The sequence below is a fragment of the Chitinophaga sp. genome, from assembly GCF_036569185.1.
GTDB lineage: Bacteria > Bacteroidota > Bacteroidia > Chitinophagales > Chitinophagaceae > Chitinophaga.
Genome location: NZ_DATCRD010000238.1, coordinates 1 through 25,051 on the forward strand (window position 1 = coordinate 1; position 25,051 = coordinate 25,051).

Below are 25,051 nucleotides of genomic sequence, written 5' to 3' on the forward strand. Positions count from 1 at the left end.
CATCCATATGAATGAAGCCATCCTGGAAAAAGCAAAAGAACAGGGCAACATTGAATTGCAAATAGACCAGATCCGGGAACTGGCCCAGTTGTACACCAACAGGCAGGAGCCGGAAAAAACAGGCAGCCTGCTGGAACAGGCCTATATGCTGGCATTTAAAAGCGGGAATACGTCTAAAACAAAAGATTGTCTTCTTGCACTGACACAGTATTACCGGGAACAGCGAAAGGAAGCTGTTGCACTCATGCGGTACGACGATTTCCTTCATAACCTGGACACACTGATCCGGACCGACAGCTCCCTCGTGGATGCCAGCCTGTTCGATATTACCGAAGAAAAGATCAAAGACCTGGAAAAAGAAAAAGCGCTGCAACTGGCGCTGATCAATAACAAGAATACGCTTAATTATTTCCTGATCGCTTCCATCCTGGCAATGGTAATACTGTTATTCTTTATTGTCCGCTCCCTGAGGGCCATCAAGGTTAAGAATAAAAAGATTGCCCTGCAATCCCTGCGCCGTGAAATGAACCCGCATTTCATCTTCAATAGTCTCAACAGCGTGAATCAATATATTGCAGAGAACAACGAGATGGAAGCCAACAAATATCTTACATCGTACTCCGGCCTTATGAGAAATGTGATGGAACATTCCAATAAGGATTTTGTTTCCCTGGCAGTGGAAACGGAGCAGCTGAAAAGGTACCTGGACCTGGAACAGCTGCGCTTCAGCGATAAATTTGTGTATATACTGGATATAGATGAAACCCTGGATACCGATGCGGTGATGATTCCCAACATGCTGATCCAACCCCACCTGGAAAACGCGGTATGGCACGGGCTCCGGTATAAAGCCACGAAAGGGTTGCTCAGGGTTACTTTTCAGAAACAGGCGCGTTGTATACAGGTAGTAATAGAAGACGACGGCATCGGGCTAACGGAGAGCCATAAACTGAAAACGGTTCACCAGAAAGCGCACCAGTCCAGGGGGATTACCAATACCACGGAGCGGATCAGTTTACTGAACGATATTTACCACCTGGATATCCGCATGCAGATGGAAGAAATAACGAAGAACGGCGCTACCGGAACAAGCGTAGTGCTGCAACTTCCCTTAATGGATAAGAATGATGTTAACAGGAAAGATCACTTCAGTTATCGTTGAAGACGAAGCCGCGGCTATGGCGGCCTTACAAAACTACCTGGGAAAGTTTTGTCCGCAGGTAGAAGTGATAGGCGCCGCCCAGAACAGCAGGGAAGCCATCGCCTTATTGCATGAGCTACGCCCGCAGCTGGTATTCCTGGATGTGGAGATGCCTTTTGGTAATGCCTTTGACGTGCTGGAAGGATGTCAGGACCTGCAGTTTGAAACTATTTTTGTAACGGCTTTTTCAGAGTATTCCCTGAAAGCGCTGAACCAGAGCGCTGCTTATTACCTGTTGAAACCGGTGAGCATAGAAGAACTGATCCTGGCTGTAAATAAGGTACAGCAACAGTTGCAACAGAAGCATTGGCTGAACAGGAATCGTATCATTATGGAAAACGCCAGGGAAAATAACCCGGGTATGCAACAGGTGATCCTGCCCACCCTGGATGGATTTGACGTGGTAAAGATGAATGAAATAGTGCGTCTGAAAGGAAATGGTAATTTCACGGATGTTTATTTAACCAATGGCAGTAAGAAAATGGTATGCCGTTTTCTGAAACATTTTTCCGAGATGTTACCCCATCCGTTCGTACGGGTGCATAAATCACATATCATTAATATCCATTACGTGCAGTCGTACCACAAAGGCACCGGCGGCTATGTAAACCTGAACGATGGCACGGAAGTGGAAGTATCACCGGCGTATAAGGATAGCCTGTTGAAAGCGTTTCAGTAACGGGTAAATAAAATAAATAAGGAAGATGTGATCATCTTCCTTATTTATTTTATTTACCATCTCCTTTTTTATTATCTCTTCCCACCTGGTAGGTTTTGTAAAAATCTCCCTTCACCCATTGCACCTGGCCAAAATCCCTGATCTCAGGGGCAATGATGTAAGCGCCGGTTTCTGTATCCAGTATTACAACGGCTTTTTCACTGACTACAGCCTGGAACTTGCCTGCCTTTTGCTCTTCGGCTCCCCTGAAGCTAATAACGGAAACTAACAAGGCAGCGCCTAAAAAGCCGATCAGCATTGATTTGATGTCTATTTCAATTTTCATATAAAATGGTTTAACGCCCGGATGCTGTTGCACACAAATCATACCAGCGACGGCTATATTTTTCATGTGCAGCATATTAACGGTTGCATTTACCGGATGTAAATTATATTTTAACGGTATTATGACTGACCTATCATTTAACCGCAGACATGCATTGAAAACACTTGGTTTAACTGCCGGCGCAGCCTTGTTGAACCTGCCGGTATCCGCTGGAGCTGATGTGGAAAAACCCTTCCCGGCTTTTAAGTACTCGCTGAACATGAGCACTATCCGTGGGCAGCAACTGGGATTTATCAAAGAGCTGGAAACTGCTTCCAAAGCGGGTTTCAGATCCGTGGAAATATGGATAGATACCTTTCAGCAATACCTCGGGCAGGGCGGATCGGCAACAGAAGCAAAGAAGATAATTGATGATTTGGGCATTGAAGTGGAAAACGCCATCGGTTTCGCCAAATGGATCGTGGATGATGAGGCCACCCGCAGGAAGGGGTTGGAACAGCTGCAGCGCGAAATGGAACAGCTGGCGAAGATCGGTTGTAAACGCGTAGCTGCCCCACCGATGGGTGCTAACAGCAAAGATGCGGCGTTAATAAACCTGGATGTTGTTACGGAAAGATATGTAACGATATTGAAGATGGGAGAGAAGACCGGTGTGATGCCCATATTAGAAATGTGGGGCGGATCTCCCAACCTGAAAAAGATAAGCCAGGTATTATATGTAGTAGCGGCAAGCGGTCATAAGGATGCCCGCGTGCTGATGGATGCCTTCCATATTTTTAAAGGAGGTTCCAATCCCGAAAGTATGGCGTTTGTAGGTAAGCCTGCTGTAGAGGTGTTTCATATCAACGATTACCCCGCAGGTATTGCACCGGAGAAAATTTCTGAACCGGATCGTATTTACCCGGGAGATGGAATTGCGCCATTGCGGCAGATGCTGGAGTATATAAAGGATCCCAATAAACCGGTGGTACTATCGCTCGAAGTTTTTAACCCGGAATACTATAAGCAGGATGCCTTGCTGGTAGCGAAAACAGGGTTGGCAAAAATGAAGGCGGTTACGGCGGGAGTGTAAAAATAGCCTGAAAAACAGGTTCCTGCTATCTACAAAAGAACACGCACATTCAGTGCGCAGTGATTCAATAACTTCATTTTATTCGATTTTTTATCCATTAAAATGATAGTTATGAAATTTAATTCAATGGTTGATTTGCGGGCGGATGCAACTGTCTTTAACCCTAATGACCTGATTCATTTACTTGGTTACTATTCACCCGGAGATGGTGGCGGTGGCGATTTTTATTGGGATGCTGCCAGTACGGAGAACGATAACGGAGGTTCCATTATTAAAAGGACATCGGTAGCAACCGGCCGTTTTAAGGCGATACTTAATGATGTCATCAATGTGAAGCGTTTTGGCGCCCGGGGAACCATAGATGATGATGACACACTGGCAATAGCCAATGCCTTGGCAGCGTGCGTTGCAATGAACATACTTACACTTTATATTCCCCAGGGTGAGTATGTAACCACGCAAAATATTGTGCTTACCCAGAATCACCAGATCTTAAAGGGAGAGTCGCGTGGTGGTTCAATTATTAAATTGAAAAGTGGTGCCAGGGTAGGCACTGGCAACACTCAATATGCCCAGCTGCTGAGCTTTAAGATCGATGCCGTAGAAGGCGAAGGATGTGTGAACGGTTTATTGGTGGATAGTTCTCCCCTTACACTGGTGGAAGATGTTTATGTAACCGGGTATTACACAGAATGTGGCATTCGTGTGGGGGCCAATTCTTACAGTACCAGGTTTGTCCGTTGTTTTACCAATAACATTTATACCGGCGATGGTTGGTGGCTCCGTAATGAAGGAAATAATAGTATACAGCTGCAGAGCTGCTATGCGCTTAATACAAAAACCGGCTGCGGCATTTCCATTTCCCAGGCTAACAATGTGGTGATCGACGCGCCTCAATTGGAAGCGAACAAGGAAGGACATATCCAGTTTTACGCTGCCACGAATGTACCCGGCGCCATAAGAAGCCTGGTTATAAATGATCTTTATGCAGAACAATCATGCTCCCCTAATAAACCAACCTTTACTATAAAGCATGAAAGCGGTGTGATGAACATCCGTGGATTGTATGTTAACGGAGGTTATGTTAACGGCTTTTCTATGCCATATTTCGCTGATTTCTCCGGTATCATCAGTGGATCCGGAACCGCCGGTATTTCCTGTCACAATGTGAATATCCAGAACATAACAACAGCGGGATATAATATAGATGCTTCCGTGCGTGGCTATATTACCGGTCCGGCACCTCTTACAGATCTGACGGATTGTTGTCCCCTGGTGGTTACATTACCAGGTAACGCCGGGAATGTTGCGGTGGTAAGGAACAGGAGTATAGGTATTGCCGAATCTATGCAGCCATTATTGCTGGGGCCATATAACCCCATCCTGGCGCAGGCAGGAGCGCTGTGGTATGATGCTACACAGGATAACCTCCGCTTCAAAGATGCAAAAGGAGATTATATTCTTGGAGCCCGCAGCCTGTACATACCACCCGTTATAGGTACACTGCCTGATCTTTCAAAAATAAAACAGGACTATTTTATTCCGTTGAACGCTACCAATGCAGCCATCACCATTCCTTTACCCGCTGCATCTTCAGTACCTGCCGGTCTTACTATCACCATCAAAAAGATCGATGCCAGTGCTAATCCCGTTACCATTACTTCTGCCAGTTTGATGGATGGCGCAGGATCAAGAACGCTTTCGGCGCAATATGAAACGCTCACCGTCATGTCCGACGGTAGTTCCATTTACAGGGTGGTTTCCGCTGTGAATGCCAATAGTAATGTGTTCAGTAATACTTCCATAGCTAAAACAGCTATCACCAACACTTATCTCAATACTAACTACCCGGCCGCTACTTATCCCGCCGGAACGTTGGTAGTATTTACCAACTTATCAGATGCGGCTGCCAATACAGCGGAATGCAGGAGGCTTAGCGCTACTGCATGGTCCGTGAATGCAACAGCTGCTAAATTATAGTATCCCTGATACCAGCCAGGTAGGCAGGCAGTTTTTCTTCATCGAAAGCGGCCTGCTTACCAGGTTGGAAGCAGTTGTGCGGGCGCCGCTGTATGTATTCTTTTCCATCGGAAGCATAACCGGTTTGCCCAACATTATGTCTGTATTTGAATCTATAAACGCTTTATAATCCAAATCACAATTTATGTAAAAAAGGCGTGGGCATTAGTTTCTTTTAACAAAGAATATCGCAGCTATTTGTTAATATGAAAAAATTCAGAAGTCTATGTACAGGTAAGGTTTGTGGAATAATTAGCTTTGTTATGTAAAGGTTGTTAGCCCCTTTCTGGTTTTATTCTCATCAGAGCATATTATCAGAATGAAAATATTTACTGTTAAATGCAATACGAAAAGTATGAGCCATTAATGATTTCGAAAGACGCGCTTGAGTTTAAATTTATTAGTGCGGGACCTAAAGGCGAGATACAAAAGGTCATTCAGTTTATTGAAACAGGCAATGATCACATATATAACCTTGCATTTGGGGATTTAATGCCGGAGGGGAAGGTTAATGATTATATAAAAAATGATAATAAAGATAGAAACAAAATACTAGCAACAGTTGCCGCTGCTGTGTATGAATTTACTTCACATTATCCTGATAGGTTTATATTTTTTGTAGGAAGTCCTCCTGAACGGACAAGACTTTATCGTATGGCTTTAGCAATTAACCTGGATGAACTTAATGTTGATTTTGAAATATAATATATGGCATCATTTCAATAAACGGATTATACTTTGTTAAACCTTTCGAAAAAAGGATATCATACTTCGGATTTCTTATTAAACGGAAAATAAATTAACTTAGCTGTTATGAACACCAAAAAACACTTAAAAGGCGCTTCAGCATTAGGCGTGAAAGTAGTCAGAGATAAATCTCTCGATAAACTTTCTGGAAAGACATTGTTCCCCGAAAAACTGGAACAAGCCAATAAAATTATCGCCAAATTAAGGTGGTAATTTAAAAACCCATCCCCATCCCGGCTTTCTTTTTGTACCCCATCCCTGGTACAAAACTCTTCTCAATGATACAACCATTCCAGGCCAACATCGCCCAGCCTGTACTGGACGATCTGAAAGCCCGTATCCTCGCTACCAGGTGGCCGGATACCACGAACAATGAACTTTCCTTCATGAAAGAACTCGCCGCTTACTGGATCGCAGATTTCGACTGGCGGAAAACAGAAACAGCCATTAATACCTGGCCCAATTTTACAACAGTAATAGATGGTTATAAAATACATTTCCTGCATATAAAAAGTAAATATCCCAACGCCATCCCGGTGATTATCTCCCACGGATGGCCCGGCTCCTTCCTGGAAATGCTGAAAATATTACCGGACCTGACGGGTAATGCAGCAATGCCGTTTGATGTGGTAGTGCCCTCGTTACTGGGTTTTGGCTTCTCCGGTAAACCGGTGGAAGAAGGGATAAACACTTCATTGATGGCGCGGCTCTGGGTACAGCTGATGGAGCAATTGGGATATCGTAAATTTATTGCCCAGGGCGGCGATTTTGGCGCTATTATCTCCACCCGGATGGCTATGCAATTTCCGGAAAAACTGATCGGCCTGCATATGAACTATATTCCTTTCAACTATAAACCTTTTATACCACCCGGTGAAAAACTCTCCAAAGAGGAAACGGATGCACAACAGCAAATGAATCGTTTCTTCAGGGCAGAAGGCGCTTATGCACAGGTGCAAAGCACAAAGCCACGCACGCTTTCCTATGGGCTTAATGATTCCCCTGTGGGATTGTGTGCATGGATGCTCCAGGTATTCCGGGGCTTTTCAGACCCGGGTACGCCGCTGGAACAATTGTTTGGGAAAGATGAATTGCTGTCGAATGTAACCCTTTACTGGATCACACAAACCATTTACTCTTCTATGCGTTTGTACAGTGAAGTGCAGAAGGAGCCCCTGGATTTCGGGGAACATGATTTCATAAAGGTACCTGTTGGCATAGCGCATTATCCTTACCCACAAAGTTTTCCTGCGCGGGAATATGTTGAACGGGGATATGATGTGCGTTACTGGAAAGATATGCCGGCGGGTGGTCACTTTGCAGCCATGGAGCAGCCAGCGCTGTTTGCAGCGGATTTGCGGGAATTTGTGAATACTATTTCCCCCTCCGTGCCGTCAGGTATTTCCGCACCGGGATATCATACGCTACCATTACCAGGTAAGAAAAGCCCACCAGGAGAATAGTGCCGCCGCTGATGATCATTGCCAGCTGTGCTGTTCCCGGCTTGTGCGACGCATAATAGTTACCGAACATCCACATGGCTGCATAATGTGTCATATAGAGCGGGTAAGATATCTTGCCGGAAAAAACACAAAGCTTTTTAAATCCTGCGCTGAGCGTGGCGCCTGCACCAAGTGCAATCAGCAAAGGAAAATAGCATAATACCACCAGCAGTTCTGCCAGCCAGTTCCACTGAAAATAAGGCATTATAAGTGCCAGTACCAATAGCACCGACAACCCTGCAAAGCCTAAACGGTTTTTAATGATCGCGTTAAAACGGAATACCAGCAGCCCGGCTAAAAAAGAATAAAAGATCCGCGCGCCGCCATCCCAGAAGTTACCTTTTCCCCAACCTCCCATCAGGTTACCGGCCTTATACGCCACTACGGAAAGAAGGGCGGCTGCCAGCAGTGCAAGTATCAACAGGTATCGACGGCTGATCCTGTAAAGAATAAAAGCATATACAATATTGGCAACATATTCCCAGAACAGGGACCAGGCCGGCGCATTCAGGCCAAACTGGTTAAATGCCCTGTCGCCCATTACCGGCCAGGGAATGAGCAGCACGGAGGCCAGGAACAGCAGTAATAGTTTACCGGTTCCATATAGTTCAGGCTGGCCGCCAAAAGGATCGAAGAGCAGCGCCAGCAGGCCCAGTACGGACCCTGAAATGACTAACGGATGCAACCGGATGAGCCTCGATTTAAAGAATTCCATCACGCCCATTTTCCCGATACGGTTATCATAAGCATATCCTATCACAAAACCCGATAAGCAGAAAAAGAAGTCGACCGCCAGGAAGCCATGCCCCACAAAGTTTTTGCTGTAGTCGGTATACACTATTTCCATGAAATGGAAAACAACTACCATTAAGGCGGCTATGCCTCTTAATCCGTCTAATATTTCAAAATGCTGTCTGGTCTTTAGCAGGTCCGGGCTCAGTTTGTTCACGTTCATTGGTTACTGTTACAGGTAATACCGGCTGCCTTCACTGTGGGCAGCGGAACCGTAAATAAATAACATTATTCCCGCATTTCCTAACCAGGCAGATGCCGGCCTGCCAGGCTGGTGCGCCTTTTGTGATCGTTGAACCAAAAACCAATGCATATGGAAACTACAGATATCACCGTTTATATCGACAACAAGCCTTACCGTTTTCACATCGATGTGGATTATGAAAATGAGAAAACCACTTATAGGGTGTCTACAGACGCGGAACAGGGCGAAACGCTTGATTTCATGCCAGCCAGCCTGCAGTTTAATGAAGATGGGAAAGTTACTATCAACGAACGCCTGCGTACGGTAGAGCAGGAACAGATAGCAAGATTGATATGGCAGGAGATCATTGATAAGATGAAACCCTGAAACGATTTGTGGCTGGTTTGCTACAACCAGGTTTCCATTCTCAGCCATTAAGAGGCCGATGCCAATATAGTATCAAAATTTGCTAATCACTTTGAATTTTTTGGCAGATGATATTATAATTTGACCTCACTGTATTCCCGTTCTCCACGAGGTGGTTTTTAAAGAAGTGAGGTCATTTAATGAAAACAACTGAAATCATCAACGAAGAATATTATGCTGCCCGCCTGCAACAGGGCGATGAAATGGCATTCCGTTATATTATGAACCGGTATTTTGCGGTGATCACCAATTTTGCCAGGAGGATTGTGGTGAACCATGCCGTGGCAGAAGATGTGGCGGAGGAAACATTTATCAAGTTATGGAACGATCATGAAAAAGTAGGTTCCTTTCAGTCTATAAAGGCATTCCTTTTTATTGCAGCAAAAAATGCCTGTATAAATGAATTAAGAAAAGAGAAGAACCTCCAATACCGTCATCACGCCTATGCCGCCAGCATGACCAGCGAAACGGATTTCATCGCCAATGAAATTATCCGCGCGGAAGTGAAGGCGGAAATATTAAGAGCAGTGAACAGTTTACCTGAAAAGATGAAAAAGGTATTCCAGCTCGGCTTCCTGGAAGGGTTACCCAACCGCAAAATTGCAGAAGAATTAAAAGTGTCTGTTAATACCGTGAAATCCCAGAAGTTCCGTGCACTGGAACTGGTAAAAGGCAAGCTCCATGGGAAAGATATCCTGCCTTTTGCCTTAATCGTACTGGCGGCCCTTCACAAGGACTAGCCCCGGAAAACATCTCCCCCTGAAAAAAATTTTCTTCTCCACTCACCCGAAATGATCCGGGCAGTGTATCCACTATATAACGGCAATTATTTTTCTCAGCAAGAAATGCAGTCCGTGGCCCTGTAATGTGTGGTCACAGCGGTCATGGCTGCATATTATTATTTTCTATGGAAGAAAAAGACGTACAACAGTTATTACAGATCGCCCAACTCATTTACCGGCAACGATCGGGTGAACTGAGTGAACCGGATCAGGAAATGCTGAACACCTGGCTGGAAGCCAGTGAACAAAACCGGCGCTTATTCGCAGAGCTTTCCAGCGGGCAGCTGGAAGCTATCACACGCAGTGAGGCAGACCAGGAAAAACTGCAGGCATCCATTGAAAGAGTATACCTGGCCACCGGTATTAAACCCGGACCGGCAAATATATATATGAGTAAGTGGCGAACATGGCGTTGGGCAGCAGCTGTGCTTGTACTGGCGCTTGCCGGCGCATGGGCGCTGCGGCTGGTACAGGCAAACAAACAACCGCCACTGATGGCAGTGCATACTGATGTGGCGCCGGGTAGCCGCAAAGCTACCCTGCAGCTGGGAAATGGAAGTACCATTGTGCTGGATGATGCACAGAACGGCGTTATTGCCAACCAGGGTAAAACGGTGATAAAAAAATCAGCCAGCGGTCAGCTGGTATATGATGCTTCCGCAGCAGTTGCCACAGAAATTACCTACAACACCATTGCTACTCCCAATGGCGGCGAATACGAAGTAATACTGCCCGATGGATCGCACGTATGGCTTAATGCCGCTTCTTCTATCCGCTTCCCGGCTGCCTTTACCGGCAACACCCGGCAAGTGGAAATTAACGGGGAAGCCTATCTTGAAGTAGTGAAAAACGCGAAAGCGCCTTTCATCGTTGTTTCCGGTAAACACTCGGTGGAAGTGCTGGGAACTGCCTTCAATATCCACTCCTATCCGAAAGAGGAGAATATCGCTACTACGTTAATAAAAGGCAGCATCCGTATCGTTGCAGGTAAAAATACCAAAGTGCTGCAGCCGGGACAGCAATCGCTTGTAAGCAGGAATGCAGGCGACATCCGGCTGGCCCCAGAGGTGAATATGGAGGAAGTGCTGGCATGGAGAAACGGCAAATTTATTTTTGACGACACTAATATGAAAACCGTTGTAAGCCAGCTGGAGCGCTGGTACGATGTAAGTATCAACTACACCGGCATGGAAGACTACCGCTTCAATGGCGAAATATCGAGGAATGTGAGTCTTTCGAAAGTTTTAAAAATGATGGAGCTCACCAGTAATATCCACTATAAAATCAACGACAGGAACATCTACATGACAAAGTAAAAAAGCAATAAAGACAAAAAACCGGAAGCGCGGGAACGCTGCCGGTTACTGTCAGGCTAATGGGGACTTCGTATCAATAAAATCCTTCAACCTTAACATCGCAAATGTATGAATTTTATCATTCATCGCAAGGACCATCTGCGCCTATCCAAACCGGTGCCATGGAATTGCTTTATCAACCATTCCAAAGTACTCCTGGTTATGAAACTAACTGCTCTACTCTTAACAGGTATCTGCCTGCAGGTCAGCGCAACGGCCTGGTCACAGGAGGTCACACTTTCAGAGAAAAATGCACCGCTGAAAAAGGTTTTGCAGCAGATCAGCAAACAAAGCGGCTATACTTTTTTTTACGATGCCCGCTATCTCAACGAAGCCAAACGTATTAATGTAGAAGTAACGAAAGCGCCTGTGGATAAGGCGTTGGATGCCTGCTTCGCCGGACAGCCTTTTACCTACGAAGTGCTGGACCGTACTATTATTGTAAAAAGAAAAAAGACCGAAGAGAAAGTAATTGCGCCCACAGCCGCCTATAGCTGGGTACTGTCGGGTAAAGTGATCAGCGAAAAAGATGAAGCGCTCCCCGGCGCTACCATCAAAGTACTGGGCACTTCCAAAGGGGTGGTCACCGATGTGTATGGGAAATTCCTGGTAGAAATCGGCAGCGAAAATGATTCCCTGTCTGTTACCTTCATCGGCTACAAAACACAGATCATCCATCCCGGTACCCAAAAAACTATTCTCATAAAACTCCTGCCCGACCTGGAAAACCAGAAGCTCAATGATGTGGTGATCGTAGGTTTTGGTACGCAAAAGAAAGTGTCGGTTACCGGCGCCGTATCTACTGTGAAGGTGAGTGAACTGCGACAATCTTCTACGGCCTCATTATCAAATACCATCGGCGGCAGGTTGCCAGGTATCATCACCCGGCAGAACTCAGCAGAACCCGGCTTCGATGCAGCCAGTGTGTTTATCCGCGGTCTTGGCACGTTTACCGGTAACAAATCGCCCCTCATCCTGGTAGACGGCATTGAGCGGGATATGAACAACCTGAACGTTCAGGAAATAGAAACTTTTTCAGTATTGAAAGATGCATCGGCCACCGCTGTTTATGGTATCCGCGGCGCTAACGGCGTAATCCTCATCAATACGAAAAGAGGAGCGGAGAGCAGGCCCATTGTATCGTTCCGTACAGAAACAGCCCGTCTTACCGGCATGCGTTTCCCCAAATATATCAACAGCTACGAGTACGCCATCCTGGCCAATGAAGCCATGAAGAACATTGGCAAGCCTCCTTTTTATACAGATGAACAGGTACAGAAATACAAAGACCATTCAGATCCTTACCTGTATCCTGATGTAGACTGGATAGACGTAGTACTGAAAAAACATACCATTCAAACCATCAATAACCTCAGCGTAAGAGGCGGTAACCAAACGTTCCGCTATTATACCAACGTTGGCTATACGTTTGTAGACGGGCTTTATAAAGAAGATAAATCCGTTCCCTATAAAACGAATACCAGCTTAAAACGGTACAACTTCAGATCGAACGTTGATGCTAATCTTTCTAAGAACCTGACAATGGACCTGAGCCTGGGCGGTATCATTGAAAACGGTAATGCGCCCGGCTTACAGGGCGGCGCTCCTGAATTGTTTGATGCCCTGAGATGGACGCCCAACAACGCTTACCCGGTGAAAAATCCCAACGGGTCCATTCCCGGCTTAGGTACTTTCCTGAATGAAAATCCATTTACAAAAAGTACGCAAACAGGCTACCAGAAAAGGTTCCGTAATACCATCCAAAGCTCGCTGGGCGCTACCTGGGACCTGTCGTCGCTGGTAACAAAAGGATTGAAACTGAGAGGTCTCTTTGCGTATGATTATTACGGCGCTATGACCACCGTGCGCGTAAAAAGCCCGGCGTCTTATCAATATCTCGGTCCTGATGCCAATGGGGTAGACCAGTACCAGCTCATTAAAACAGAACAGGCGCTGGGATATTATACCAACTCCGGCGCCAACCGCGCGGCTTACCTGGAAGTTTCTGCCAACTACGACCGCTCCTTCGGCGATCATCGTATAGGCGGCCTGATACTGGGTAACCGCCGGGAGTATGTAGACCTGATGGCAGGAAGCTCCATCGGCAATATTCCATTCAGGCGACAGGGATTGGCTGGTCGCGTTACTTATGATTACAACTCCAAATACCTCGTGGAATTTAACGTGGGGTATAACGGGTCTGAAAATTTTCCCAAAGGAAAACGATACGGCTTCTTTCCCTCCGCTGCCGCCGGATGGCTGGTGTCCAACGAGAATTTCTGGAACAAAAACATTATCAGCTTCCTGAAAATAAGAGGCTCTTACGGGCAGGTGGGTAACGACCAGATAGGCGGCGCCAGGTTCCTGTTCCAGACAACGATCGATAAAGCGCCCGCCCATGGCTGGTTTGATCCGTACTATATGTTTGGCGCCAACCAAACCTACCAAACCGGCGCTTTCATGGAAAGCCGTATCGGTAACCAGAACGTTACCTGGGAAGTGGCTACCAAAGGGAATATAGGGGTAGATATGGAACTGCTCAATGGTAAGATCACACTTACCGTAGATGCCTTCAAGGAACGCAGGAACGGCATCCTCATTGCGCGGCAACAAATACCCATATCAGCAGGTTACCCGTCGGGGATTATCCCTTACGCCAACCTGGGAATAGTGAACAACCAGGGTGTAGATGGCAACATCGAAATCAAGAACCGGACAAAATCAGGCTTCTATTATTCTGTACAGGGCAACTTCACCTATGCACATAATGAAATAGTGGAAGATGATTCACCGGTAAGACCACTGGCCTACCAGAACAGCCGGGGGCAAAGCATCGACCGGCCTTTCGGTTATGAAGCCCTCGGCCTGTTCAAAGACCAGGCGGACATCGACAAAAGCCCGTCGCAAACAACACTGCAGTCTGTAACACGCCCAGGTGATATTAAGTACCGCGACCTGAACGGGGATGGCAAAATAACCCCGGACGACAGAACCTATTTCGGCTATGCGCGTAACCCCGAGATCATGTACGGCTTTGGCGGTACTGTAGCCTGGAAAGGGGTAGACATGAGCATCTTCTTTACCGGCGCCGCCAAAACAAGCTACCTGCTCAGCGGCCGCAGCTCCTACGCATTTTCCGGTGGTGTAGGCAATTACAACGTAATGCGTGAAGTATTTGATAACCGCTGGATACCAGGCGCGGATAATACCAACGCCAAATATCCGACGGTCATTGATATCAACAATACCAACAACTACGTAACCAGTACCCTCTATATGAAAAACGGCAACTACCTGCGCCTGAAATCAGCAGAGATAGGGTATACGTTTACCAAAACGCTTACAAAAAGAGTGGGCATCAGCAGCGTCCGCGCATTTGTAAACGGCACTAACCTGGCCGTGTGGGATCATATCAAAATAGCCAATCCCGAAATCGATAACGGGGAAAGCCTCTACCCGCTGCAAAGCAGCATCAATGCAGGCGTACAGGTAAATTTTTAAAAGTATTAAAATCATTAGGATGAAAACGATCACAAAATATAGTGCGTTCCTGTTCCTCCTCCTGGCAGCAGTATCCTGTAAAAAAGATTTCCTGGATAAAGCGCCGGATGATGACCTGACCATTGCGGATGTATTCTCTAACCGCGACTACGCGAATAATTATCTTACCAACGTATATTCCCACCTGCCGGATGAAATGGTGTGGGCGGATAACAAAGACAATCCCTTTCATGGCGCCGCCGATGAACTGAAACAGTTCTACCCGCCATCGTTCTGCAACAGCATGACCTCCGGTGCATGGGACGCAAATTCCACCGTGATCAATCCCTGGGCAAGGAACTACGCGGGCCTGCGTAAGGCAAACATCTTTATTGAGAACATCGACAAGGTACCACTGGACCAGTTCTATACCAAAGAAGCGCGCGACCGGCAGAAAGGCGAAGCCATCTTCCTGAGAGCCTTCTATCACTTCTTACTGGTACGGCTATACGGACCTGTACCTATTGCAGACAGCAGCATATCGCTGGATACAGATTTCAAAAGCATCCGTCGGCAGCCCCTGCAGAAATGCGTGGAGTATATCGTATCGCAATGCGACCAGGCCGCTGCCTTGCTGCCCCCGCGCATTACTTCCGAAACAGAATACGGCCGGCCCGCAAAATCGGCCGCACTGGCCCTGAAAGCCAGGGTGCTGCTGTATATGGCCAGTCCCTTGTTTAACGGCAACCCCGATTATGTAAATGTAAAAGACCATGAGGGCGTACAACTATTTCCCGCCTTTGATGCCAACCGCTGGCAGGTGGCTGCCGATGCGGCAAAGGCATGTATTGATCAGACACAGGCCGCCGGTTACGCGCTGTATACATCTCCCGGAAATAATCCTATAAAAAATTACCAGGAAATATTTTATATGAACAATAACCAGGAAGTATTCTTTGCTTACAACGATGGTACTTACGATGGCCTGGATGTTTACAACGAACCGTTAAGCCTTGCCGGCTTTACCTTACATGCTCCCACCCAGGATATTGTAGACCAGTATGAAATGGCCAACGGATTGCGGCCTATCACCGGATACACTGCCGATCATACGCCCATCATCAATGCCGCGTCCGGATATACGGAAACCGGTTTTACGGATGCTCCCGGTCCGGATAACCTGTACGTAGCCGGCACCAGCAACATGTATGTGGGACGTGAACCACGCTTCTATGCCAGTATCAATTTTTCAGGATCGGTATGGAAAACACGTACCGGCGGACTGGAATTCTGGTTCAAAGGCGCTGATGGAAAGCTCCGCGCCGGCGGCGGCAACTATAGTGTAACCGGTTACCTGCTGAAGAAATTATCTGATCCGAATTTTGTTTTTAAACCACAGGAGAAGAGAACGCTGCGCACCTGGATCTTTTTCAGGCTGGGAGAACAATACCTCAATTATGCAGAAGCGCTCAACGAAGCACAGGGCCCCGTAGCAGATGTGTATAAATATGTAAACCTGATCAGGAACCGCTCCGGCCTGCCTGCGCTGCCAGGCGGTTTAAGCAAGGACGATATGCGCGAGCGCATTCACCACGAACGGCAAATAGAGATGGCGTTTGAGTCGCACCGCTACTTCGATTGCCACCGCTGGAAAATTTCCGAAACAACAGACAATGGCAACATGTACGGATTAAATATTTATGCAGGGGAATCAAAAACAGATCCTGCGTTCTTTAAAAGAACTGTTTTTGAGCGCAGGGTTTTTGAGAAGAAACACTACCTGTGGCCTATGCTGAAATCTGAAACAGATAAGAATCCTAACCTTCTTCAAAACCCGGGCTGGTAATAAAATAAGAAGTATGAAAATATTATTGATGATGTTAATCCTCCTGCCACTGCACCTGGCGGCGCAGGAGCTCTATAAACTTCCCGCAGATGCAGACACGCGCTGGATCAGCTTTGAAAACCGCTCCGGCGCCAAAGGGCGGGCCGGTATGGAAAACAAAGGCGCCAAAGGACATGCATGCGATACGCTTAAAGCCGGTGGAAGTGTAACCCTGGTGGATTACAGCGGCGCCGGCGTGATCAACAGGATCTGGCTCACCACTTCGCAAAAGCCGGAAGCGCTTCGCTCTGTTCATATTGATATGTATTGGGAGGGATCCTCCAAACCCGCTGTGTCCGCACCTTTGGGCGATTTCTTTGGCGTTGGTCTGGGAAGGAAAACACCTTTTCAATGCGCCCTGTTCTCCGACCCGGAAGGAAGGTCGTTCAACTGCTATATCCCTATGCCTTTTAATAAACACGCAAAAATAGTGCTGGTGAATGAATCAAAGGAATCGCACCTGCTGTTCTATGATGTAAATATTACTGCGCTGAAGAAGCCGCAGAAAGACCTCCTGTATTTTCATGCGTACTGGAGCAGTAACAAACAAACCAGGCTTGGGGATGATTTTGAAATGCTGCCTGCCATTAAAGGGAAGGGACGCTACCTGGGCAGCAACATGAGCGTAATAGCAGATACCCTTTATGGCAATACCTGGTTTGGAGAAGGAGAAGTAAAAATGTATCTCGACGATGATACGCAGTATCCCACGCTGGCCGGCACCGGCACGGAAGATTATATAGGTACCGGTTGGGGACAGGGCGTGTTTGCGCATATGTACCAGGGATGCCCCATTGCAGATGCCAAAAAGAAACAGTTTGCCTTTTACCGGTATCATATCCCCGACCCGGTTTATTTCCGCAGCAGCTGCAGGGTAGCCATCCAGCAAATGGGCGGTGGCGGCAGAGGGCAACTGAGAGCGGCCGTAAAGGCCGGCGCCCGCCTGAAAGTGGTTACCGTAACCACGCCGGCTACCATCGTTAAAATTCTGGAAGATCCGTCTTATCCTGATCTTTTCGACGAAAAATTTCCCGATGGCTGGGTCAATTTCTACCGGCTGGATAATTATTCCGCTACGGCTTATTTCTATCTCGATACACCTGACAACAACCTGCCGGCGTTGGCGCCACTGGCGGAACGCCTGGCAGGCATACTGTAATAAACCCAACGGGTAAACGAAGTTTTATGAACTGGAATCAACTGGATCTGTGGATAGTGATCGGCTATTTATTACTCATGCTGGGCATGTCGCTCTGGCACCGGCGTTTCTCCGGCTCCAACCTGGAAAACTTTTTTCTCGGCGGCCGGAAAATACCCGGTTGGCTTAACGGTATTTCCTATACCGCGGCACTGGTAAGCCCGGATGCCGCCACCGGCTACGGAGGCCTGGGAGTAGTAACAGGCGCCTTTATTTCCTGGTGGTACCTCAGCAGGTTTGGGCTTGCCTTATTTTTTGGCGGGGTGTTGTTTGCTGTTTTCTGGAGAAGATTAAACCTCTTTACCACGCTGGAATTTTATGATCTGCGTTTCCGTCCACGCGCGGCGGCAGCCATGCGTTTATGGATCGCGCTCCGTACTTCCATGATAGCTATGCCGGCATGGACGGGGATTACATTGCTGGCTGCGTACAAGATCATGGGACCGGCTTTCGGGCTTAGCAAAGCGGAAACGCTCTACCTGGTGGTGCCCATCTCTTTCCTCTTCGTTTTCTTTTCGGGCTACAAAGGAGTGGTGATTTCCAACCTGATCCAGATGGTGATATTTTTTGCGGGCACGCTCACACTGGCTGCGCTTACGCTGGCTCATTTCGGTGGGGCCGCTGCCATGACGGCCGCATTGGGACATGCTTTCAACAGCACCCATCCCGAAGTATTACAGGTGATGCCGCCTGCGCAACATCCCGTATTCCCGCTGGCGGCAGCCATGGCCTGGATGGTAGGACAAAGCATCGGTTACGGCGGCGATGCTGCGCCCATGGGCGGCGCTATGGAGGGACAACGCATCCTTTCTACCCGCACCCCGGCGGAAGCCCTCACCATGTATGTAGTAACGGCATTGAGCATGTTCCTGCTGCTGCTGCTGGTTACGCTACCCAGTATATCCGCTGCCGTTATATGGCCGGAACTGCGTGTGGAAGGAGCCGACAGGGAACTGGTATATGGAAAGCTCATGAAAACGATGCTGCCCGCCGGCGCCATGGGATTGCTGGTAGCAGCCATGATGGCTGCTACTATGTCTACCGTGGGAGATAACCTCAACTTCGGCAGCCAGGTGCTGGTAAGTGATATTTACCGCCGCTGGTTTGTAAAAAACGCCAGCGAAAAACATTATATGTTCATTGGTAAACTGGGCATGGCGCTCATTCTTTCACTGGCGGTGGCCGTAGTATTTAATGTGAGCATTATCACCGATGTGGCCATATTCATGCTGCAACTCAGCGCGGCGGAATTGCCGGCCAACTGGGCCCAATGGTGGTGGTGGCGCTTTAATGGCCCCGCGCGCATAGCTGCTTCGTTTGGCGGCGCGGCTATCTTCTGCCTCGTTGTATTAGGCCCAAAACTGCTGATATACCTGCATGTACCCAGGGCGGTGCAACTGGTGCTGCCCTGGTGGTGGCAAACCCTGGTGGTAATGGCGCTTACCACGGTGTTGTGGGTAACGGTGGCATTGCTTACGCCGCCCGAACCGGAGGAGCTGTTACACGCGTTTTATGAGCGCGCCCGCCCCCTGGGCTGGTGGCGGGAACCGGGTGGTAATGTAACGGCGCCCATTATGCGCGGAATAGGTATTGCTGTAATTGGGTTTAGTGCTACGGCTATGCTCATCACAGGGCTTACACAAGCCTGGTTTGCCCGTTACGGGCAGTGCGCCGGGTTATTATGCGGTTCCCTGTTGCTCTTTTTTGTTTTTAGAAAGATGTCCAACAGGTATCTGACGTGGCTGGCCAGTCGTGCTACGGTGAACAGATCGTCGTTTGAAACACCATCCCTCGAATCTTTATCTCAAAAAGTATAAAAAGATCATTATGTCTGTTAAAAAAGAAGTCAGGACAAAAGAAGAACATGTACTATACCTGGGCGATTGGGTATTTCACCTGGGACCTACGTTTATAGAAACCCCTTTTGGTACGGAAACAAAAGATGCGGACCTGCATTTTTACGGGGAGCGCTTAACGGAAGCGCTGGAACAGGTGGCGGATGTGACCACGCTTGCCAATTGGGAACTGTACCGGCTGGCGCCGGGTAAACTGGAAACCTTCCTGAAAGAATCAGTAAGCCTTATTATCAGCGATGTGGAAGCGAAATGCTTCCACCTGTACCCAAGCTTTTTTGACCGCGCCCGCCGCGAGAACAAAGTGGTTACTTTCCCCGACAGGCTTATCCTTATCAAAGACTGGATCAGCGCCGGTGGCGGCCTTATGATGCTAGGCGGTTGGCTGTCGTTCAGCGGCGTTCAGGGAAAATCAGGGTGGGGAAGATGTACGCTCACGGAGGCGCTTCCGGTAAAATGCCTGGTGACAGAAGACCTGGTAGAATCTTCCGCAGGGTTTACCGCGGAAGTAGTGGCGCCGGAACATCCTGCTGTGAAAGACCTGCCCTGGCACAGCTTTCCGCCCATCTTTGGTTACAATGAAGTGAGCGCCGGCAATGGCGGAGAGGTACTGGTACGGGTAAAGGAAACAGGCCACCCGCTGGTGGTGGCTGGTACTTATGGTAAAGGGCGCGTGCTTACTTACATGTCCGACCCCGCTCCGCACTGGGGAATCAACTTTGAATTATGGGAAGGATATGATGCCTTCTGGCAGCAATCGCTGCAGTGGGTGAAGAAACAAAACAAGTAATTGATGAACCGTTCTATATTACGTGCAGGCGTAGCCGTTGCAGACATTACTCCACCGCTGGAAGTGGGCCTGCTCACTTCTTCGGTAGAAGGGCGTTATGCGCCTTTCACTTCGGTGCGCCTGCCGCTGAAAGCCAGGGTGCTGGTGCTTTCCGGCGGCGCTGCTACTGTTGCGCTGGTATCGCTGGATCTCCTGGCGCTCAGCGACACCTCCACCGGTGGCTGGGATGCATTCAAACAGGGAATGGCAGGCGATATACCTGCGGAACATATCATTATAACGTGCACGCATACACATAATGCACCGGAGTCCGTGGCCCTGTCCCCGCTCTATTTAACGCCTGTATACCGTACATGGCTACACGAAGTGCAGCAGCAGGTACGGAATGCAATTGGCGCCGCCCTGAAAGGGGCGAAGGAATGCACGGTAAGCATCGGCAGCAGCATACTGGAAGGCTATTCGCTACAGCGCCGTATCCCCATGCCCCAGGGCATCGTCATGTCCGACGCTATGCAGCCCATTGCACCGGAACTGATGCGTCGTGAGCCGGTAGACCGCCGTGTGCATACCATCCGCTTCAGCGCCGGTAATGAAGTGATCGCTACGGTGGTACATGCTGTTTGTCACCCGGTACATGAAATGTGCCTCCCGCACATATCCCCCGATTTTCCCGGGGAGCTTTGCAACGCGCTGGAAGCCGCCGGTGGTAACGGTATGGCTATGTTCCTCAATGGCGCCGCCGGTGATATAAATCCGCCTACAGTGTCTGAAGGCCCTGCTGCGGCAAAAGCGCATGGGGAGGCGCTGGCAGGGATAGTGCGGGAGTCAGTATATGCGACGCCGTTAGTAGTTGGGCGATTGTTCTTTGCGCATCATGATCTCACTTTAGGTATACGCGCCACAGCTGTTACCAACCCTGCAGATGCGCATGCAAGAGTGAACGCTGTTGCCCTGGGGCAACTGGCTATCGTTTTTCTGCCGGGTGAACCGTTTACAGCCACCGCCCTGGAAATAGAAGGCGCATCGCCTTTTCCTTATACTATCATTACGGCATATGCCGAAAATACCATTGGCTATATCCCCGATCTCAAAGGATTGGCCGAAGGAGGATATGAAGCAGGACCGGGCAAATGGTCGTTCCTGGAAACCGGCGCGGCTGCTAAGTTACAGGCCGCCGCTCTTCTCCTGCTGAACCAGTTAAAAAACAACGTATGAAAAAGAAACTATTGCTGGGCGCCCTGGTTTGCCTGTTGTGTACCTGCATACAGGTATCTGCAAAAGATAAAACATTGCTGTTTTGCGGCAGCAATAAGAACGGGCTTTATCTCCTTTTAACACAGGAGGGATATAAAGTAAAACAGTTTACCACACCGGCTGCCGCCATCACGGCAGCAACAGAGGGAGCGGCGGTATTCATTGTATCGGATACTTACCCGGAAATGGATACGAAACTGCGCATTACAAACGATCAACTGGCCGCCGCGAAACAAAAACACCTGCAGCTATATGTGGAATACCTTGCTGCATTTCCCGGGTTGGATATACCTGCAAAGCCGCTGGAAACGAGGCTGGAGCGCGGGGTAGTGACCACCGGCGATTTTGGTGCGCCATTGCCGCCTATGAGCTTACTGGGTATTCATAACTGTTATATCCTGCCGGTTAACGCTGTTGATCCGCTGATAGTACTGGCGAAAGTAGTGGGCTTCGATAAAGCGGAATATGGACTGGACAGTACTAAAACATATCCCTTGCTCTTTAAGCAGGATAATGTGTTGATTGCCACCACTGCATTGAGCAATTTTGAAAGAGGCCGGTATGGCCCCGCGGCTTCCATGAAACAGGTATGGACGTATATCCTTGCCCGTATGACCGGTAACCCGCAGCTCACCCTGAAACATTGGCCCATGGATGTAAAACCCATGTACAGCCGCGATGCCATATTACCCGCCGCCGCCCGGCTCAACGCCATCCGGAAAGGAACCGCCTGGTTTTTCCACGGCCGCTTTTTTGTGCACCCGGCCTGGCAAAAGGAATGGGAAGAGTACAACTCCCGTGAAATGCCGACAGGCCCGCCAATCAGCGCTGATAAGCCCGATGGCAACGGCTCCCTCGGTATCATGGAAGGACATACCTCCACCATCAACTACGATGGTACTCAGCAATACCGCTACTGGATGCGTGCGGATGTACAGGGAGAGGTAAGCATGGCATTATCTGCCGCAGGCAGATTATTGAATAATAAAAATTATTGGCAGAATGCCACAAACCTCATTAACTATACACTGAAAACCTCCAACATGAGGGCCGGTCCCAAGGCAGATCCGAACAGCCCGGCTTATGGCCTCATTGGCTGGGCTACGCCCAATCCCACTACGTTTTATGGCGACGATAACTCAAGGGCCATTCTCGGCATCCTCGGGGCTTCTGCTTATATGAACACCAGCCAATGGGACCAGGAAATGGCTGCCGCTATACTGGCCAACTTCCGGACTACAGGCAAAGAAGGCTTCCGGGGGGAACGGCTGGAAGAGAAGGACATCATTAAGAACGGCTGGCAGTTTTACAGCAACAGGTCGCTGATCCATCCTTCCCCGCACTTTGAGTCGTGGATGTGGGCGCTGTACCTGTGGCTGTATAATAAAACGCATTATGAACCGCTGCTTACCAAAACAAAAAATGCCATCCGGGTAACCATGGAAAGTTATCCGAACGACTGGCGCTGGGGCAGCAGCATGCAAACGCAGCGCGCCCGTATGATCCTGCCGCTGGCATGGCTGGTACGCGTGGAAGACACGCCCGAGCACCGGCAGTGGCTCGATAAAATGGTCACTGAGATCATGAAGTACCAGGATGAAAGCGGCGCTATCAGGGAAGAATTAGGCGTAAAAGGAAAAGGGATGTTCAACCCGCTGAGCACCAACTCCGCTTATGGTTCAGATGAAGGCTCCCTCATTTTTAAGAACGGTGAAAAAGTATCCTGCCAGTTGTATACCTGCAACTTTGCATTGTTCAGTCTCAACGAAGCCGCCCGCGCTACCGGTAATAAGAAGTACAAAGAAGCCACGGATAAATTATCGGCCTACCTTACCCGTATCCAGGTACAGAGCAGTAAGCACAAAGACCTCGACGGCGCCTGGTTCCGTGCATTCGACTATGGCCGCTGGGATTACTGGGCTTCCAATTCGGATGCCGGGTGGGGCGCCTGGTGCACGCTGAGCGGCTGGATCCAGAGCTGGATCATTACTTCGCAGATCCAGGTAGAACAGCAGCAAAGCTACTGGGAAGTAACGCAGCAATCAAAGATCAGCGGTCCCGCTAAATCATTGATCAATACCATGCTTAAATAATTGTATGAAGAAACGACATCATTTGCTGTTATGGCTGCTTACCTGCTGCACAATATCACTCCATGCAAACATCCGTTTGCCAAAAGTGATCAGCAGTAACATGGTGCTGCAGCAGCAAAGCCAGGTAAAATTATGGGGCTGGGCGGAACCGGGAGAACGTATCTCCATTACCACTTCCTGGGATCAGCAGGTATATCCCGTAACCGCCACCGGCGATGCCCGCTGGATCACCACCATTGCCACACCAGCCGCCGGCGGTCCTTTTACTATCACATTAAAAGGGAAAAATACTATTGAGCTGGAGAACATCATGGCAGGTGAAGTATGGATCTGTTCCGGGCAAAGCAATATGGAAATGTGCGGCAACTGGGGCCTGAAAGATATCAAAGCCATACAACCCTCTGCATATAACCCCAACATCCGTTGCTTTAAAATAGCAAAGGCCACAGCAACATACCCGCAGGAGGATGTTACGGCGGAATGGGTTACCTGCGATAGCGCCGTGCTCAATACTTTCAGCGCCGTAGCTTATTTCTTCGGGAAAAAACTGAATGAGCAGCTGCATGTACCTGTTGGCCTTATTGATGCCAGCTGGGGCGGCACCTCTGCAGAAGTATGGACGCCTGACAGCGTTGTTAAAAACAACCCGGTGTTAAAAGAAGCGGCTACGCATATACTGCCTAACGGGATGTGCCCGCACCTGCCGGGCCTGGCCTGGAATGCCATGCTGTCGCCGCTTACCAACTACAGCATTGCAGGTGTTACCTGGTACCAGGGAGAGAATAATACCAGCACCGCAGCTACCTACCGGTTGTTGTTCACTTCCATGATCGATGCATGGCGCAACGCCTGGCATCAGCAGCTGCCTTTTTATTTTGTGCAGATAGCCCCGTTTAATTACCGCGAAAAAAATGTGGGCGCTCTGCTGCGCGAAGCGCAACAGCAAAGTATGCAGCATCCACATACCGGTATGGTGGTGACTACCGATATCACCGGCAACGTATACGATGTACATCCGGCCAATAAGCACGATGTGGGGTATCGGCTGGCCAATTGGGCATTGGGGGATACTTATCACAGGCGGGGATTCGTATACCTGTATCCGTTATACAGGGAGATGAAAATAAAGAAAGATAAAGTGATCATCTCCTTTGAAAATGCTTCACCCGGCATTACTATAAAAGGGGACAGCATCGCAGAAATGTTTATAGCCGGGGCCGACCGGCAATTTCATCCTGCACAGGCTGTTGTGAAAAATAATTCACTGGTGGTTTGGAGCAAAGAAGTGAAACAGCCGGCAGCCGTGCGCTATGCTTTCAGTAACACCGCTATCGGTAACCTGTTCAGCAGGAATGGCTTGCCGGTGGCGCCTTTTCGTACCGACCAATGGGAGGTGCCCACAAAATAAATGATA

General features: G+C 48.6%; 20 protein-coding genes. 18 read left to right on the forward strand and 2 right to left on the reverse strand.

Annotation, left to right across the window (positions count from 1 at the left end):
* Together VIM72_RS17950 and VIM72_RS17955 are read left to right on the forward strand one after the other, a co-directional pair.
* Nucleotides 1-1,162 (forward strand): sensor histidine kinase (locus VIM72_RS17950; RefSeq protein WP_332004204.1); only part of this gene is annotated, 1,162 nt, incomplete at its 5' end.
* A complete protein-coding gene (locus tag VIM72_RS17955) occupies nucleotides 1,125-1,880 on the forward strand; it encodes a LytTR family DNA-binding domain-containing protein (RefSeq protein WP_332004205.1) in 756 nt (251 codons plus the stop codon). The genes VIM72_RS17950 and VIM72_RS17955, both read left to right, overlap by 38 nt.
* A gap of 49 nt (nucleotides 1,881-1,929) precedes the next feature.
* On the opposite strand, the gene VIM72_RS17960 is transcribed toward VIM72_RS17955, so the two are convergent.
* The gene (locus tag VIM72_RS17960; RefSeq protein WP_332004206.1) at nucleotides 1,930-2,205 is read right to left on the reverse strand and encodes a hypothetical protein; all 276 of its coding nucleotides are present in this window, start codon (nucleotides 2,203-2,205) and stop codon (nucleotides 1,930-1,932) included.
* A 121-nt stretch (nucleotides 2,206-2,326) separates the two neighbouring features.
* Here VIM72_RS17960 and VIM72_RS17965 point away from each other — a divergent pair, with 121 nt between their 5' ends.
* From VIM72_RS17965 to VIM72_RS17985, 5 genes are all read left to right on the forward strand, one after another.
* Entirely contained in the window at nucleotides 2,327-3,277 is a 951-nt protein-coding gene (locus VIM72_RS17965; RefSeq protein WP_332004207.1) for a sugar phosphate isomerase/epimerase family protein, read from the forward strand.
* A gap of 111 nt (nucleotides 3,278-3,388) precedes the next feature.
* Nucleotides 3,389-5,257: a glycosyl hydrolase family 28-related protein gene (locus tag VIM72_RS17970; RefSeq protein ID WP_332004208.1), complete on the forward strand. Its 1,869-nt coding sequence runs from the start codon at nucleotides 3,389-3,391 to the stop codon at nucleotides 5,255-5,257.
* 378 nt (nucleotides 5,258-5,635) lie between these two features.
* Nucleotides 5,636-6,001, forward strand: a complete 366-nt coding sequence (locus tag VIM72_RS17975; RefSeq protein WP_332004209.1) for a DUF6934 family protein — start codon at nucleotides 5,636-5,638, stop codon at nucleotides 5,999-6,001.
* Between the two features lie 108 nt (nucleotides 6,002-6,109).
* Nucleotides 6,110-6,256 carry a hypothetical protein gene (locus VIM72_RS17980; protein WP_332004210.1) on the forward strand — a complete coding sequence of 49 codons (147 nt, stop codon included), beginning with the start codon at nucleotides 6,110-6,112 and terminating at the stop codon, nucleotides 6,254-6,256.
* A 65-nt stretch (nucleotides 6,257-6,321) separates the two neighbouring features.
* Complete coding sequence (locus VIM72_RS17985; RefSeq protein WP_332004211.1) at nucleotides 6,322-7,506, forward strand: epoxide hydrolase family protein; 1,185 nt, start codon at nucleotides 6,322-6,324, stop codon at nucleotides 7,504-7,506.
* Here VIM72_RS17985 and VIM72_RS17990 read toward each other — a convergent pair.
* Nucleotides 7,418-8,500 carry an acyltransferase gene (locus tag VIM72_RS17990; RefSeq protein WP_332004212.1) on the reverse strand — a complete coding sequence of 361 codons (1,083 nt, stop codon included), beginning with the start codon at nucleotides 8,498-8,500 and terminating at the stop codon, nucleotides 7,418-7,420. The genes VIM72_RS17985 and VIM72_RS17990 overlap by 89 nt on opposite strands.
* Before the next feature lie 150 nt (nucleotides 8,501-8,650).
* On the opposite strand from VIM72_RS17990, the gene VIM72_RS17995 reads away from it, so the two are divergent.
* From VIM72_RS17995 to VIM72_RS18045, 11 genes are all read left to right on the forward strand, one after another.
* A complete protein-coding gene (locus VIM72_RS17995; protein WP_332004213.1) occupies nucleotides 8,651-8,908 on the forward strand; it encodes a hypothetical protein in 258 nt (85 codons plus the stop codon).
* 179 nt (nucleotides 8,909-9,087) lie between these two features.
* Nucleotides 9,088-9,687, forward strand: coding sequence for an RNA polymerase sigma-70 factor (locus VIM72_RS18000; RefSeq protein WP_332004214.1), 600 nt, complete (start codon nucleotides 9,088-9,090; stop codon nucleotides 9,685-9,687).
* Nucleotides 9,688-9,854: 167 nt separating this feature from the next.
* The gene (locus tag VIM72_RS18005; RefSeq protein WP_332004215.1) at nucleotides 9,855-11,045 is read left to right on the forward strand and encodes a FecR family protein; all 1,191 of its coding nucleotides are present in this window, start codon (nucleotides 9,855-9,857) and stop codon (nucleotides 11,043-11,045) included.
* 201 nt (nucleotides 11,046-11,246) lie between these two features.
* Nucleotides 11,247-14,585: a TonB-dependent receptor gene (locus VIM72_RS18010; protein ID WP_332004216.1), complete on the forward strand. Its 3,339-nt coding sequence runs from the start codon at nucleotides 11,247-11,249 to the stop codon at nucleotides 14,583-14,585.
* Nucleotides 14,586-14,604: 19 nt separating this feature from the next.
* Nucleotides 14,605-16,410 (forward strand): RagB/SusD family nutrient uptake outer membrane protein, encoded by a 1,806-nt coding sequence (locus VIM72_RS18015; RefSeq protein WP_332004217.1) that lies wholly within the window; start codon nucleotides 14,605-14,607, stop codon nucleotides 16,408-16,410.
* A gap of 13 nt (nucleotides 16,411-16,423) precedes the next feature.
* Entirely contained in the window at nucleotides 16,424-17,608 is a 1,185-nt protein-coding gene (locus tag VIM72_RS18020) for a glycoside hydrolase family 172 protein (protein WP_332004218.1), read from the forward strand.
* A gap of 26 nt (nucleotides 17,609-17,634) precedes the next feature.
* A complete protein-coding gene (locus VIM72_RS18025; RefSeq protein ID WP_332004219.1) occupies nucleotides 17,635-19,464 on the forward strand; it encodes a sodium:solute symporter family transporter in 1,830 nt (609 codons plus the stop codon).
* 10 nt (nucleotides 19,465-19,474) lie between these two features.
* Nucleotides 19,475-20,290, forward strand: a complete 816-nt coding sequence (locus VIM72_RS18030; RefSeq protein ID WP_332004220.1) for a glutamine amidotransferase — start codon at nucleotides 19,475-19,477, stop codon at nucleotides 20,288-20,290.
* A gap of 3 nt (nucleotides 20,291-20,293) precedes the next feature.
* A complete protein-coding gene (locus VIM72_RS18035) occupies nucleotides 20,294-21,505 on the forward strand; it encodes a hypothetical protein (RefSeq protein ID WP_332004221.1) in 1,212 nt (403 codons plus the stop codon).
* Nucleotides 21,502-23,637 carry a hypothetical protein gene (locus VIM72_RS18040; protein ID WP_332004222.1) on the forward strand — a complete coding sequence of 712 codons (2,136 nt, stop codon included), beginning with the start codon at nucleotides 21,502-21,504 and terminating at the stop codon, nucleotides 23,635-23,637. Before VIM72_RS18035 ends, VIM72_RS18040 begins: the two co-directional genes overlap by 4 nt.
* A gap of 4 nt (nucleotides 23,638-23,641) precedes the next feature.
* A complete protein-coding gene (locus VIM72_RS18045) occupies nucleotides 23,642-25,045 on the forward strand; it encodes a sialate O-acetylesterase (protein ID WP_332004223.1) in 1,404 nt (467 codons plus the stop codon).
* Nucleotides 25,046-25,051 lie beyond the last annotated feature (6 nt).